Source organism: Pseudomonas sp. SIMBA_068 (assembly GCF_046534705.1).
Lineage (GTDB): Bacteria > Pseudomonadota > Gammaproteobacteria > Pseudomonadales > Pseudomonadaceae > Aquipseudomonas > Aquipseudomonas putida.
This window is the reverse complement of the sequence record NZ_JAWRYI010000002.1, coordinates 197,127-211,312: the sequence shown is the minus strand read 5'-3', so window position 1 is coordinate 211,312 and position 14,186 is coordinate 197,127. Positions and strand designations below refer to the sequence as shown.

At 61.3% G+C, this 14,186-nt stretch carries 14 protein-coding genes and 3 pseudogenes; 7 read left to right on the top strand and 10 right to left on the bottom strand.

The annotated features are described in order from the left end of the window. Positions 1-66: 66 nt before the first annotated feature. On the top strand, positions 67-537 hold the full coding sequence (locus tag SB756_RS07010; protein WP_341795868.1) for an arsenate reductase ArsC: 471 nt from the start codon (positions 67-69) through the stop codon (positions 535-537). Between the two features lie 13 nt (positions 538-550). Next, positions 551-1,288 (top strand): arsenical resistance protein ArsH, encoded by a 738-nt coding sequence (arsH, locus tag SB756_RS07005; protein WP_410910500.1) that lies wholly within the window; start codon positions 551-553, stop codon positions 1,286-1,288. Positions 1,289-1,318: 30 nt separating this feature from the next. On the opposite strand, the gene SB756_RS07000 is transcribed toward arsH, so the two are convergent. Then, the gene (locus tag SB756_RS07000) at positions 1,319-1,636 is read right to left on the bottom strand and encodes a hypothetical protein (protein WP_341795870.1); all 318 of its coding nucleotides are present in this window, start codon (positions 1,634-1,636) and stop codon (positions 1,319-1,321) included. 284 nt (positions 1,637-1,920) lie between these two features. Between SB756_RS07000 and SB756_RS06995 the strand changes: the two genes are divergently transcribed. Then, entirely contained in the window at positions 1,921-2,430 is a 510-nt protein-coding gene (locus tag SB756_RS06995; RefSeq protein WP_049277064.1) for a ProQ/FinO family protein, read from the top strand. A 2-nt stretch (positions 2,431-2,432) separates the two neighbouring features. Here SB756_RS06995 and SB756_RS06990 read toward each other — a convergent pair whose 3' ends face one another. Continuing rightward, complete coding sequence (locus SB756_RS06990) at positions 2,433-3,368, bottom strand: LysR substrate-binding domain-containing protein (protein WP_410910499.1); 936 nt, start codon at positions 3,366-3,368, stop codon at positions 2,433-2,435. Here SB756_RS06990 and SB756_RS06985 point away from each other — a divergent pair. Next, positions 3,362-3,589, top strand: a pseudogene (locus SB756_RS06985) (LLM class flavin-dependent oxidoreductase); the annotation flags it as partial. The gene SB756_RS06990 and the pseudogene SB756_RS06985 sit on opposite strands and share 7 nt — an antisense overlap. Positions 3,590-3,700: 111 nt before the next feature. On the opposite strand, the gene SB756_RS06980 reads toward SB756_RS06985, so the two are convergent. Together SB756_RS06980 and SB756_RS06975 are read right to left on the bottom strand one after the other, a co-directional pair. After that, a complete protein-coding gene (locus SB756_RS06980; RefSeq protein WP_341795873.1) occupies positions 3,701-4,738 on the bottom strand; it encodes a GGDEF domain-containing protein in 1,038 nt (345 codons plus the stop codon). 59 nt (positions 4,739-4,797) lie between these two features. Next, a pseudogene (locus SB756_RS06975) lies at positions 4,798-4,944 on the bottom strand (transporter); the annotation flags it as partial. Between the two features lie 279 nt (positions 4,945-5,223). On the opposite strand from SB756_RS06975, the pseudogene SB756_RS06970 reads away from it, so the two are divergent. Then, positions 5,224-5,462: pseudogene (locus tag SB756_RS06970) on the top strand (hypothetical protein). 312 nt (positions 5,463-5,774) lie between these two features. Here the strand turns inward: SB756_RS06970 and SB756_RS06965 are convergent. Together SB756_RS06965 and SB756_RS06960 are read right to left on the bottom strand one after the other, a co-directional pair. After that, on the bottom strand, positions 5,775-6,959 hold the full coding sequence (locus SB756_RS06965; RefSeq protein ID WP_410910704.1) for a M20 aminoacylase family protein: 1,185 nt from the start codon (positions 6,957-6,959) through the stop codon (positions 5,775-5,777). A gap of 16 nt (positions 6,960-6,975) precedes the next feature. Next, a complete protein-coding gene (locus tag SB756_RS06960; protein ID WP_410910498.1) occupies positions 6,976-8,277 on the bottom strand; it encodes an MFS transporter in 1,302 nt (433 codons plus the stop codon). 373 nt (positions 8,278-8,650) lie between these two features. On the opposite strand from SB756_RS06960, the gene SB756_RS06955 reads away from it, so the two are divergent. Continuing rightward, a complete protein-coding gene (locus SB756_RS06955) occupies positions 8,651-9,781 on the top strand; it encodes a porin (protein ID WP_410910497.1) in 1,131 nt (376 codons plus the stop codon). On the opposite strand, the gene SB756_RS06950 is transcribed toward SB756_RS06955, so the two are convergent. The 4 genes from SB756_RS06950 to SB756_RS06935 all read right to left on the bottom strand — a co-directional run bounded on the left by SB756_RS06950 (position 9,758) and on the right by SB756_RS06935 (position 12,638). Then, the gene (locus tag SB756_RS06950) at positions 9,758-10,696 is read right to left on the bottom strand and encodes a LysR family transcriptional regulator (RefSeq protein ID WP_410910496.1); all 939 of its coding nucleotides are present in this window, start codon (positions 10,694-10,696) and stop codon (positions 9,758-9,760) included. The genes SB756_RS06955 and SB756_RS06950 overlap by 24 nt on opposite strands. Positions 10,697-10,778: 82 nt before the next feature. After that, entirely contained in the window at positions 10,779-11,285 is a 507-nt protein-coding gene (locus SB756_RS06945; protein ID WP_341795878.1) for a peroxiredoxin, read from the bottom strand. Positions 11,286-11,373: 88 nt separating this feature from the next. Next, positions 11,374-11,514, bottom strand: coding sequence for a hypothetical protein (locus tag SB756_RS06940; protein WP_174369350.1), 141 nt, complete (start codon positions 11,512-11,514; stop codon positions 11,374-11,376). 236 nt (positions 11,515-11,750) lie between these two features. Continuing rightward, positions 11,751-12,638: a LysR substrate-binding domain-containing protein gene (locus SB756_RS06935; protein ID WP_410910495.1), complete on the bottom strand. Its 888-nt coding sequence runs from the start codon at positions 12,636-12,638 to the stop codon at positions 11,751-11,753. Between the two features lie 95 nt (positions 12,639-12,733). Between SB756_RS06935 and SB756_RS06930 the strand changes: the two genes are divergently transcribed. Then, complete coding sequence (locus SB756_RS06930; RefSeq protein WP_410910494.1) at positions 12,734-14,176, top strand: aldehyde dehydrogenase family protein; 1,443 nt, start codon at positions 12,734-12,736, stop codon at positions 14,174-14,176. Positions 14,177-14,186 lie beyond the last annotated feature (10 nt).

Here is a 14,186-nt window from a genome sequence, read left to right as displayed (position 1 = left end):
TCACCCTTTCGGCCCTGGCACTGCGCCGGCGCCCCTGACGTCCGCCACGAAGCAAAGGAGCCCTCCATGCGAGTCCTGTTCATGTGCACGGCCAACAGCTGCCGCAGCATCCTTTCTGAAGCGCTGTTCAACCACCTTGCCCCGGCAGGTTTCGAAGCGATCAGTTCAGGCAGCTTCCCCAAGGGGCAAGTATTGCCCCGTAGCCTGAGCACGCTGGAGCAGGCCGGTATTTCGACTGCTGGCCTGAGTAGCAAGGGCAACGACGCATTCGAGGGCAACCCGCCAGACATCGTCATTACCGTCTGCGACAGGGCCGCCGGCGAAGCCTGCTCGGTGTATTTCGGACCCGCGCTGAAGTCGCACTGGGGGCTGGAAGACCCGTCGGATGTGGTGGGTGACGAGGCGCGAGTCGACGCGGCCTTCCAGGCCACGCTGGCCCACATCGAATCGCGCTGCCGAGCCTTCTTCGCCCTTCCATTCGCTATCCTCGACCGTGATCAGCTCAAGCACGCGCTGGATCGCATCGGCACGCAATAAGCAGGAGTAAAAAATGTCCGATCATCTCCCCAACCTCGACCTCGCGTTGTTCGATCTGCCCCCAACGGCAACCGTGGCCAGCGAGCACAAACCACGCATCCTGCTGCTGTATGGGTCTACCCGCGAACGCTCTTTCAGCCGCTTGCTGGTAGTAGAAGCTGCGCGCCTGCTGGAGCACTTCGGCGCCGAGACCAGAACCTTCGACCCTTCTGGCCTGCCGCTGCCTGACGATGCGCCAGTCGAACACCCCAAGGTGCAGGAATTGCGCGAGCTGGTGCAATGGTCGGAGGGCCAGGTCTGGTGCTCGCCGGAGCGCCATGGGGCGATGTCTGCAGTGTTCAAGGCGCAGATCGACTGGGTGCCCCTGGCGATGGGCGCCGTTCGCCCCACCCAGGGCAAGACCCTGGCGGTGATGCAGGTGTGTGGTGGCTCGCAGTCGTTCAACGTCGTCAACCAGCTGCGGGTGCTTGGCCGCTGGATGCGGATGTTCACTGTGCCGAACCAGTCTTCCGTACCCAAGGCCTACCTGGAATTCGATGAGGCTGGCCGCATGAAACCCTCGCCGTACTACGACCGCGTGGTGGATGTGATGGAGGAGTTGGTGAAGTTCACCGTGCTGCTACGCGACCGTCAGGATTACCTGGTGGACCGCTATTCGGAGCGCAAGGAAACCGCGGAGCAGCTAGCTGCCCGCGTCAATCAGCGATCGATCTTAAGCGGCTGCAGGGCCCGCTTGCACCAGGATGGCTAGCCCACCCTGGTGCGCTTTCTTTAGCGACGATCAGCGGTCTTGGTCACGCTGCGGGTTATCGCGTTGCGATTGCTGGCCGCCCATGCGGTCTTTATCCGCCTGGTTCTGCTGGTCGGTTACATTGTCTTCAGGCCGGCCGCCTTTGCTACCGGTATCACTGGAACGGTCCCAGTCCTTGTTCATCTTGTCTTCGGGCTTCTGCCCTGGCTGGTTATGACCCGGTTGTTGCCGGTTCGGCATGCCACCGCCCGAGCCTTGACCGCCTTGCTGCCCGGTACCCGCAGTGTTGCTGCCCGCACCGGTGTCAGCATCGCCCTGATTGCCGCCCTTGTCTTGATTATTAGCCATGATCGCTTACCTCAAGTCAGACACAGAAAGGCCTGTGTACTCGTACGACTGCGGCTTTGCTGGCGTGGCTGTATTTATTCGCCGCCTTTCGGATAAGCGATACCAAATGCAGCGACTTGATACTGAGCCGCGCTAAATACCGATGTGCTGCAGGACGAAGCTCTGGGCAAACAGACACGCCGTGTCCAGAAAAATTGGGGCAATTCATCTGTTTAAGCTGATCTGTAGCGCTGCATGGCTTATCCTTGTGCCTCGCAATCAACTTCGAAGCAGTGAATTGAACAATGGGTTTTGAACAACTAGCTGAGCTACGTGACCGCCTGCGGGCGGAGAAAGTGCAGGAAAAGGCCGAAAGCCCGAAGCCCCCCAAGCGCAAGTCTCCGCCCCAGGCGAAGCCTCGTGAGCAGGACCCGGCGGTAGCGGCGATCTGGCCATTGCAAAAGCATTTTCCACTGGCCTTCCCTGTCAATCCGGCCCCCAAGGTTCCGCTCAAAGAAGGCATCTTCAAAGATGCCGAGCAACACCTGGAGCTGCTTGGCATCACCAGTGAACAGCTCAAGCTGGGTATTTCCACCTGGTGCCGGGGCACCCGTTACTGGGCAAGCATGGTCGAGAACGCCCCGCGCCTGGACTTGAACGGCCAGGTCGCCGGCATTGTGACCGCCACGCAGGCGATCCATGCGAAGCAGCAAGCTGCTCGCCACCGCGGCCAGGACCGACGCAATCGTGCCAAGTCGAAAGCACGTGCTGCGGCCCCCGTTGCCGAGACCGCAGCCGAGCAGACTCCAGACTGAATTCAGACGAAACGGTCGAAGGGTTGGCGCTGCTTGTGCGCATCGCCAACCAGCACATCCTCGCGCTGAAGATCAGTCAGCCACCACTGGACTTGTCCAGGATGGAACTGGATGGGTCCGTGTGGCTGAAGGTCGCTCTCGGATGCAAGCTGCGCTTGAATCCAGCCGATGAATGCCCGCACGTGCGCTCGGCCCAGGTTGTCCTGGCGGGTAACCAGGTAATAGCCAAAGCGCGAAGGCCATGGCCGGTCTATCGCTACCATCAATCTGCCGCTTCGCAGGTCTTCTTCCGCGTGCTGCGCCTGCACAAGCGCGATGCCCTGGCCACTGGCAGCCGCGCGTAACAACAGCAGGTCTTCGTCAAAACTCGGCCCGCGGCGGCTCCGCTGATCGGGCTCCACACCATGCGCCTGCAACCACAACCTCCAGTCGGCACGGTCGGCATCCTGCAGCAGCGGGTAACGCAGGCAGTCCTGCGGCTCATCCAGCGCCGGCCCGCCGGCAAGCAGGCCAGGGCTGGCTACCGGCAGCAGCACAGGCGCCAGTAGCGGTATCGACTCCAGCCCAGGGTAATCGCCCAGGCCATGGCGCAGGGCAATATCGACAGGATCACGATGCAGGTCGACCAGCTCGGCCGTGGACTGCACACGCACGTCGATCTCCGGGTGCTGCGCATTAAAATCCGCCAAGCATGGCACAAGCCAACCGAACGCGAACGAGGGTTGAGTACTGATCGTCAGGGGTTTAGCGCGCGTCAGCACTTCAAGGTCCAGCAAGGCGCTTTCGATCTGGCCAAACCCGCGTGAAAGCCCTGGATAAAGGCTCGCGCCAGCCTCGGTGAGCTGCACCCCATAACGGCTCCGGGTCAGCAGGATAACGCCGAGGCGATCTTCCAGCAGACGAATCTGTTGACTGATTGCGCCTGGGGTAACCCCCATACGCTCGGCGGCTGCCTTCAGGCTACTATGTGTTGCGCACAGGCCGCAACGGGCTGATCGAGCTGCTGCATGAGTGGCGCGAGGCCGGGGTCAATCATGCTGCACTGGGCATGCAGATGGCCCAGCGCCCGGCGCAGGAGATCATCCAGGAGCTGGCAGAAGAAGTGCTGCCACTGTTTCCATCGCTGACGGGGCCAGAGCCCCATGGGCAGAACTGGTAGGCATTGCGGTGGCTGCTGGTTGTCAAAAAAGCCATCAGCCGAACCACCGGAGGAATGATCGAAGCGAGCTACTGATGCGCTTGTGTGACCGCCATGGCCCAGCTTAGGCTCTTACAGGATCGGCGGGAGATAGACAACCTGGTCTCGCCCTCCCTGTTTGGCTGCGTAAAGTGCGGTGTCGGCGCGCCGCAGTGCATCATCGATCTGCTCGCTATCGGCGACTAAAGTAGATCCTAGGCTGAGGCTCACCCTCAGCGGACCGCTGGAGAGTTGCATCGGTCTGCTGCCAACGAACAGGCGCACGCGTTCCGCGATCCGCACCAGCTCGTCAGCGTCCTTTACCCGTAGCAATGCGACGAATTCCTCACCGCCCTGGCGTACCAGCAAATCGTCCGGGCGAAGGGCAGCTCGCAAACGACGCGCACACTCGCAGAGCACCTGGTCACCGTCAGCATGACCGTACTTGTCGTTTACCGACTTGAAGTGGTCAAGGTCCGCATACAGAGCACCCAGCTTCAGACCTTTCTCCTTTGCCAAACGGCGTTCACGATCCTGGAAGGCCGCCACCGCGCCGCGGTTCCATAGCTGTGTAAGCGGATCAAGCAAAGCCTTGCGTTGCTCACGGTCCATTTCAAGCCGTAAGTCGTGGTTGGCCTGTATCAAGCTGCGCAGTTGTAGATAACCCTCTGCGAGCGTGGCCAAGTCTCTAAAGTTGGCCTGTTGGGCTTCACTTAGCAGGCGTGGGCGAGGGTCGAACATGCATAACGTTCCGATTGCTTTGCCGTTCCCGGCGCGCAAGGGGTGACCGGCGTAGAAGCGGATGAAGGGTGCGCCAATGACCAGCGGATTATCGGCAAATCGCGCATCGTACTCGGCGTCAGCCACCAGCAGGGTGTCGTCACCCAGAATGGCGTAGCCGCAGAAGGACACATTGCGCGGAGTCTCGTATACATCTAGACCAATCCTGGCCTTGAACCATTGCCGATCGTGATCAATCAGGCTGATCAGTACAGTATCCACGTGCGCCACTTCTTGAGTGAGGCGCACCAGGGTATCCAGGTAATGCTCAGCCGGTGTATCCAGCACATTCATCTCATCGAGGGTACGCTGGCGCAGCGTTTCGTCAGTCGGTATGGGGCAAGCCGGCATGTCTTTTCTCCAGTCCATGGGGGGTAGCGTCTGCAAAAGTCCTACGCTGATTGAAGTCTTCACCACACATACTGCAATCGCAAGGTCCAGGTGTTCACATCCGGTGAACCTGTGCGCTCGGAGACAGTGTCCGAATAGGCAATCAACCCGCCGAACTGCGGCGATAGCATGAAGCCCAAGCTGGCACCCAGCAACGTGTTCTCGCGCCAGGAACACGCCGACGAATGGCCCCCAGGCCAGCCAGAAGGCCCAGAAAAACAACGTCCAACCCCCCATCCAGCCGGCCCCGTCGGGCTCGTAGGGCCATTCCCAGCAGGGCAACATCGCCCACCCTGCGATGCCATAGTGAAACATGGTCCAGATGCGAAGCCGATGATCAGGGTCATCGTCATGATGACGACCACATTGATCGTGCGGGGCAGGATTGCCGGCCAGTGCGCGTTCCGTTCGATAGGCTGGTCACTCCAATCAAGAGAGGATCAGCTATGTCCAGCAAGCAGCAGCAATTGGCATCACAGCCTGTGAACCTGACTCAAAAAGCTTCTCTGATCGAGCAGCAATGGAGCCCAAGGGTTGTCGCCGAAATGAACGACTACCACGTGGTGTAGAGCACAGAACAGCGGCACAGACGGAAACAACACTTATGATGATTGAGCCGCAAGGCGTGTTGAACACCGGTCATGAAGGCGGGGAGCGAACAGCGCTGAATGACATCTGGATCTGAGTCGACATCGCCAGCAGTGGCTAGCCTCATCAGGGCGTGAAGCGGACACCTGTCGAGAGGCGGCCATTTCATGCCCCATGGTTTGTCAGTTCCGGACCTGGCCCGGCGTATATCTGCTGCAACCCAACATAACCTCCGTCAGCGCGCCACAGAAACTCTCCCCCGACGGGTGCCCCAGCACCACCAGCACACGCTTGCGCATCGTCCCTTCATCCTGAACAAGAAGCCTTCAGGGTAAAGCCTGCCCCTGGAGGGAGAGTCAATGGCCCCGGGGCCAAGGGGCCAAAGCTGCCGGCCTGCCATGCACGAACGTCAACGCAGGTAGTCCTGCACCCACTTCACCCAACAATCGGCGCCTATCTTCACCAACGCGTCGTTGAAGTCGTAGTGAGGGTTGTGCACCGAGCACCCATGGAACTCGCCTGTACCATTCCCCAGCATGAAGTAACAGCCAGGCCGCGCCTGCAACATGTAGGCAAAGTCCTCGGTGCCCATGACCTTCTTCGGCATCTTGTCCAGTAACGCGCCGTGGGCGAACAAGGGCCTCAGGCTTTCACGCAGCAACGCGCTTTCGTGATCGCTGTTGCATAACGCGGGCGCCAGTTGAGTGTATTGAACGTCGATCTCCACGCCAAAGCTCTCGGCATGCCCCTTGGCCAGGGCGTCAATGCGGCTGTTGATCTTGTGCTGGGTCTCGGCCGTGTCTGTGCGCACGCTGAGCAGCATGCTGGCCTCGTCAGGAATGATGTTGTAGACGGTACCGGCCTGGATCATGCCGATGCTGATAACCGCATATTCCTCGACGCTCAGGTTGCGCGACTTGATGGTCTGGATACCGCTGATCAGGCTGTTCAACGCCATCACCGGGTCCACCGACAGTTCCGGCATCGCCCCGTGCCCACCTTTGCCGGTGATACGAATGCTGACCCGCTCGGAGGACGCCATGGTTGGCCCGGCCTGCACCACGCAGGTACCTACCGGCATGCCGGGCATGTTGTGCAGCGCGTACACCGAGTCACACGGGAAGCGCTCGAACAGGCCGTCGTCGATCATCGCCTTGGCCCCGGCCAGGCCCTCTTCGTCCGGCTGAAAGATCACGTTCAACGTGCCGTTGAAGCTGCGCGTGGCCGCCAGTTGCGCAGCGGCTGCCAGCAGGATCGCGGTGTGCCCGTCATGGCCACAGGCATGCATGCGACCGGGGATCTTGCTGGCATGCGCGAAGGGGTTTTTCTCACTCATGGGCAATGCGTCCATGTCTGCACGCAGGCCGATGCTGCGCGGGCTGTCGCCTGCTTGCAACACCCCGACCACGCCATGCCCGCCGACGTTGCGATGCACTTCATAACCCCAGGCCTGCAACTTGTCGGCCACCAGGGCCGCCGTGTCAGGCGTGTCGCCGCCAAGCTCCGGCGCGGCATGAATCTGCCGGCGAATCACGACGAACTCATCCAGTTCAGCCGCCGGGGCCTGAGATTGGTTGCTCGGGAAAGTAGTCATGTTCAAAGTGCCCATGTCACTCGCATCCTTTGTTTTCGGGGAAGTATTTGAGGCAGGCCAGGCTGACAACACCCCCGGCCAGCAGGAAGTACGCCGGCGCCAACGGGGTGCCGAGCGCCGCAATCAGCCAGGTCGCCATCAGCGGCGAAAACCCGCCGAAGATTGTTACCCCCAGGCTGTAGCTGACCGAGGTGCCGAAGGAGCGCCTCGCTTTCGGGAAGCCCTCCATCATCAGCGCAAAGAACGCGCCGGCACCGATGCAGGTAGGCAGTATCAGCACCGCCACGCACATCATGGCCAGGCCCATGTGCTGCACCTGCCCAAGCAGGTAGAACACCGGCAGGGTCAGCACCACCGGCATGGCAACCGTCCACCCCAGCAGGCGCTTCCTGAGCTGGTACTTGTCAGCAAACTTGCCGGCCAACGGGCAGATGACCGCCATGCAGCCGCTGCTGATACAGGCAATTGCCATCGCGCTGCCTGGCGGGTAATGCAAGGCCGTGGTCAGGTAGGTGGGCATGTAGAACACGAACAGGTACATGCCGATGGTCGAGCTGGCCATCAGACCGATGCCTTGGGCGATACGTTTGAGCAGTTCAGCGTCCAGCGCCTGTTCGGCCTTGTGCGCCGGGGCGGCCTCATGGGTTTCTGGCAAGCGCGTGCGAATGTACCAACCGACCGGGCCGATCAGCAGGCCGAAGATGAAGGGTATCCGCCATCCCCAGCTTTCCAGGGCAGCAGGCTCGAGCAACTGACTGAGGGCAAAGCCAAAGCCGGCCCCCAGCAATGCAGCGTATCCCTGGCTAGCGGCCTGCCAACTGACGTTCTGGCAACGTTTGCCAACCGCACTGGACTCCATCAGGAACACCGACGCGGTACCCACCTCTCCGCCTGCCGACATGCCTTGGATGAGCCGGCCAGCCACCAGCAGCACCGTTGCAAAAATGCCGATCTGCGAATAGGTGGGCGCAAACGCGATCAGCGCAGTACCCAGGGTCATCAGCCCAATGGTCAGGCTCAATGCCGCCTTGCGCCCACGCCGGTCGGCATAGCGACCGATGACCATTGCCCCGACCGGGCGCATCAGGAAACCGACGCCGAAGGTGGCCAACGACATCAATAACGAAGCCATCGCCGACTCGGAGGGGAAGAAATGCTTGCCGATCAGCACAGCGAAGAAGCTGTAGATCGTGAAATCGTACATTTCCAGCGCATTGCCCAGTGAGCAGGCGATCAAGGTCTTGCGTGAGGACGATGCCTGCGCAGTTGAATGCGCGCCCGTCTGCATGAGGGTCGGTGCGGGTAGCGGTCTGGTCATTGTTATCTCCGTTGGCAATTCGCGGCATGCAGCGAATATCGGCCAATCGGGCAACCAACACACTTGCAGTTTCGGCATGCGGCTAACCAATGGTTAATTGACCGGCCCGGGCGTTGACCAATTTGCCCTAAGGTGGCGCACAGATTGCCTTGCCTGTGCGCGCTGCCCCGATAGTGCTCACGCAACCGGGCCAGAAGCGCGGCCTGGCAGCGTGTTCGAGGCCTGCCTACCCTAGACGTTCTCGCCATCCGTAACGCCCCGCGGGGCCTTGATTAACCAAACGGCATGACGTAGCCGAATAAGCAATCACGCTGCTACCTGCTGTTCACCGACGCTACAGCCACCACATCACTGTGCTGGCCTGGAGTCGTGAATGAACACTCGCACTACGTCGTTGCTGTTGATGATCCAAGGGGCATGCCTTGCCGTGCAGGCACAGGCCGAGGGCTTTCCGACGCTCAGCCGGATTGCGCCAGGTTTTGGTTATTACGGGGTGGATTACGGTTTTGATGACAAGCTCAAGGTCTACGGCACCGTGGATGCATTCGCCAGCTATCACGACTCGCAGCACCACTCGGGCTTTCGCCTGGCCGGCGGCGGTGCATGGACCAACAAGGTCGGGCTGTATGCCCGCAAGGGGCTGAACCCCGACACCGTGCTGGAACTCGACGTCGAGGAAGGCTTCAACGTGAATGGCAAAGCCCTGGAGGGGACCTGGGACACCATCGGTACCCTGCGCCTGGCAACGGTCGCCCTGCGCTCGCGAACCCTGGGCAAGCTTGAGTTTGGCAAGACCTACAGCATGGGCACGCCCACCTACGCCGACCCGTTTCTGGCCACCTACGGCTCGCCCTACACCTACCTGGCCCTGCCTGCTGCCGGCAAGGGCGCCTATTACCTGGACCTGCGCGCCAAGCACACCCTGGCCTACACCAGCCCCAACCTGAACGGCTTCAGCATCGGCACCGCGCTAAGCTTCGGCTTCGACGATGCCGCCAGCCAGGGGCGCACCGTGCGTGGTGGCGGTGCCAAGCTGCAATACCGCAACAACCGGGTAATGCTCCTGGCCTCCTACAACCTGTACTACAGCGACCCATGGGACGACGCCGGCGTCTCACGCCAGACCGCCAACTACTACAAGAGCCTGGCGGCGTTCTACGATTTCGGCCCGCTGGCCACCAGCCTGACCTGGCAACGCCAGGACGTTGACCAGGCCGGCACGCCCAGTACCACGCTGTACACCTTTGGGGTGATGGCGCCGGTCGGCGAGCTGGACGTGCTACGCCTGGCCGTGATGCAGCGCCAGGTCACCGCCCGAGACAAGGACGCAGCAGGGGTGATGATCGGCTATGACCATTTCATCACTCCGCGCTGGGCCATTTATGGACGGCTCGGCCTGATCGCCAACCAGCGTGCGTCGTCCGTCACCTACGCCGGCACCCCGGTGGACCAGGTTGGCGACAACCCCAGCAATGTCTCGCTAGGCATGTACTACCACTTCTGAGGCCACGGGGCGTGTTTGCCTGAGCACCTGCCCGCGCAAGCTGTGAAACAGCTCCTGGGCAGGCGCTGTGAGGCTGTGGCGGTCGATACAGACCAGGTTGATAGGGTAGTCCGGGATCAGCTCCTGCACCGCCATGGCCACGTACTCGCCATGCGCGCCCAAAGTGAACCCCTGGTCCACCGCCAGCTCACTGATAGTCATCAACGATTCGGTGTTTTTCAGCAGTTTGAGCGCCATCATCACCGAGGTGCATTCAACGGTGTTCTGCGGGACCTGGAGGCCATTGACCTCGAACAGCTGGTGAAACTGCGAAGCCTGGTCCGACAGCTCATCCAGGCTGATCCAGTGGCCATACTGCAAGGTGCGCAGTGACTTGGAAAACTTTTGTGCGTTGGACGCGTGGCAAATCACCCTGCCCTTGATACTGCCCAGCGCCTCCCAGTCCAGGCTCAGCCGGCTCAGCGGTTGCTGCGAGGTAATGGCAAAGTCCAGGCTGCCGTCGCGCAGGCGTTGCAGGATCTGGCTGGGGCGCAAGTCGGTGATGGTGATCTTCACCCGCGGGTACTTGCGCCGGAAGGCCAAGATGCTCTCATCGACACCATCGAGCATCGCCGTCAGCGATGTCACCCCGATCGACACCGCGCCCAGCGCGGCATCCTGAATGCTCGCGGCTTCGATCTGCAGGCGACGGATGCTCTCCACCACGAGGTTGGCGTGGCGGATGACGCGCTTGCCTTCCTCGGTAAGGGCCATGCCTTTGTGCGACCGCTGCAACAGGCTGAAGCCGACTTCCCGCTCCAGTTCCTTGATCGAACGGCTCAGCGCAGGCTGGGTAATGTGCATGAGCTTGGAAGCTTCAAGGATGCTGCCTGCGTTGTGGATGGCGACCAGCGCCTTGAGTTGATGCAGTTTCAACCGTCTTTTCCCTTGTTGTTATCGGGTCGGTTTGAAATAGGCTTTGGCGACCCTGACAGGCCCTGACTGAAGGGCCTGGCGGCTAAACGTGACGCAACGTGGCCAGCACGCTCGCCGCATCACTGACCTCGAACTTGCCAGGCGCTTCGACAGCAATGTGTTTGACAACCAGGTTGTCGACCACCATGGCGTAACGCAGCGAACGGCACCCCAATCCACGCGCCGACAGGTCCTGGATCAGGCCCAGTGCGTCGCTGAATTCGCCGTTACCATCGCCGATCATCCTCACCGCTTCGCCCACCTGCAGGCTGTTGCCCCAGGCATTCATGACAAAGGCATCGTTCACCGAAACGCAGAGAATTTCATCAACCCCAGCGGCAAACAACGCGGGTGCCTCAGCGACATACCCCGGGACGTGGCGTTCGGAGCAGGTAGGCGTGAACGCGCCAGGCAAACCGAAAATCACTACTGTTTTCTGCTCGCAGCGCGCGCGAATGGAAAAAGCATTCGGGCCGATTGCGCAGGCGCCTTCGTCGTTGTTGTACGCGTACAGTGTAACGTCGGGCAATTGATCGCCAGTCTTGATCATTGTTGTCTCCTGGATGCATGGATGGCTGGGCACGCCATGATGCCGCAGTCCACCAAGCCAGGTACACCATACCCGCCGCAGCGGCGCTTCAACTCGCCAATATCGCCTGGGTATGGTCGATGGAAGGAACAGGCACCAACGCACGCCGAGCCGTCAGCCATTCCCGCATGCGTGCAGTATCGAAAATCTGCCCCTCTTCCATCATCACCAGGATGAGTGCTTGTGACATTCGGTAACATCCACACTGGGAACAATGCCGCTCTTCCCATCCCTGGGTGCATTCGACGGATTGCGCCTGTCCCGCGCAAATCAGACAACTCATGTAAGCCCCCTTTTGTTTTTGTCCATGGAGGTGAGCGCAAGGTTACGAAGATCCTATGCCAGGCGCTGTACATGAGATTTCCATGCCAACTTTTAATTCCCTCCCTGTTCAGACCAAAAATCAAGGGACCATGCGCCAACGGCTCAGCCGGTTTGTGCCAACTGCACCTGCAAAAATGCCATCAACGCCCCCGCCGCGGGTGACAAGCTGCGCCCCTTGCGGGTGAGCATGCCGATATGCCGCTCTACCATGGGCTCTACAAGCGGTACGAACGCCAGCTTGTCGTTTTCCTGCGGAAAAGCGAGGTACGGCAGGGTGCTGATCCCCACCCCCTCCTCCAGCATGGCGATCAACGAAATCATGTTGGAGATGAAAAGCCGGCTGTGCGATAGCAAACCCTCGGCCTCGGTGCCTGCCAGCAGTTGCGAGGTACCATTGCGGATCATCGGCACGCCCTGCAACTGCGCCCAGTGCAGCGGATCACCCGCCTGCGCCAACGGGTGGTCGCTACGGCACACCACGCCCACCTGATCGTTCACGATCGGGGCGAATTCAACCTGCTCATCATCCGTCCACAGGCTGCTGATGCCGAAATCCACCTGCTCTTGGGCCAGCAACTGCTGCACACGTTCGGCGGTGCCATCCTGGATGCTGACCTGCACGTTCGGGTGTGCGGCCACGAACCGGGCCAGCGGCCCTGGCAGCATGCGGCTGGCCACCGAAGGTACCGTGGCGATGCTGACCTGGCCAATTTCATGCCGGGCAAGCAGCGTGGCTTCACGGGCGATACGGTCATGGTGCTCGATCAAACCGCGAAACAACGGCAGGCAATGCTCGCCGAAGGGCGTCAGCTCTACCCGTCCCCCGCTTTTCTCGACCAATGCCTGGCCCAGCTTCTGCTCCAGTTCACGCACGGCCAGGGATATCGCCGGCTGGGTGCGAAAGGCCTGGCGGGCGGCGGCATGGAAGCTCTTGAGTTCGGCGACCAGTACGAAGTAGCGCAATTGGGCGATCTTCAGCTCGGGCAACATGGTTAGCATTCCTTATCAAAGCATTTTTTTTATTAATTTTTATTTGCTGCATATTGCTCGCATGATGAATGTCATGCAAACAGAGGCGTTCATCCATGTCACACAAGACCTACAACAACTACATTGATGGCCAGTGGTGCGAAGGCCACACCACCCTGGGCAACTACAGCCCCTCGGACACCGGCGACCTGATCGGCCAGTACCATCAGGCCAGCGCCGAACAGGCCCGCCAGGCCATCCAGGCCGCCCGCGCCGCGCAACCGCAGTGGGCCGCCAGCGGCCTGGAAGCCCGTCAGCAAATTCTGATGGCCATTGGCGACGAACTGATTGCCCGCAAGGAAGAGCTCGGCGAACTGCTCTCGCGAGAAGAAGGCAAGCCCCTGGCCGAAGGCATCGGCGAGGTCAACCGCAGCGGCCAGTTCTTCCATTACTACGCCGCCGAAGTACTGCGCCAGATGGGCGAGACCGCCGCCTCGGTGCGCGCCGGGGTCGACATCGAAGTGCATCGCGAACCGGTGGGTGTGGTGGGCATCATCACCCCATGGAACTTCCCCATGGCCACCGCCGCCTGGAAAATCGCCCCGGCCCTGGCCTTCGGCAACGCCGTGGTGTTCAAGCCGGCCAACCTGGTGCCGGCCAGTGCCTGGGCACTCACCGAGATCATCAGCCGCCAGGGCTTACCCAACGGCACCTTCAACCTGGTGATGGGCAGCGGCGCCGACGTCGGCGAAGCCCTGGTGCAGTCCGCCGACATCGATGCCCTGACGTTCACCGGTTCGCTGCAGACTGGCCGGCGCGTGGCGGTCGCCACCGCAGGTAACCTGGTGCGCTGCCAGCTGGAAATGGGCAGCAAGAATGCCTTGGTGGTCATGGATGACGCCGACCTTGAACTGGCCGTGGAATGCGCGCTCAACGGTGCCTTCTTCGGCACCGGGCAGAAGTGCACGGCCTCGTCACGGCTGATTGTCTGCGACGCCATCCACGACCGCTTCGTCGAGGCCCTGCGCCTGCGCATGCGCCAGCTCAAGGTCGGCCATGCCCTGGAGGCCGGCGTGCAGATCGGCCCGGTGGCCGACGCGCGCCAGCTGGAACAGAACCTCGCCTACCTGCAGTTGGCCCAGGCCGAAGGCGCCACCCTTATCGAAGGTGGCGAACGCCTGCAACTGGAGAGCGACGGCTACTACATGCGCCCGGCGCTGTTCATCGACAGCCGCAACGACATGCGCATCAACCGGGAGGAAGTGTTCGGCCCCATCGCCTGCGTGATCCGCGTACGCGACTTCGAAGAGGCACTGGCCACGCTCAACGACACCGAATACGGCCTCACTGCCGGCATCATCACCCAGTCGCTGCGCCACGCCAGCCACTTCAAGCGCCGCGCCCAGACCGGCTGCGTAATGGTCAACCTGCCCACCGCCGGCACCGACTACCACGTGCCGTTCGGTGGCCGCAAAGCCTCAAGTTTCGGCCCACGGGAACAGGGCCAGTACGCCCGTGACTTCTACACCGTGGTCAAGACCACCTACCTGCGGCCCTGAAGGAGTACAC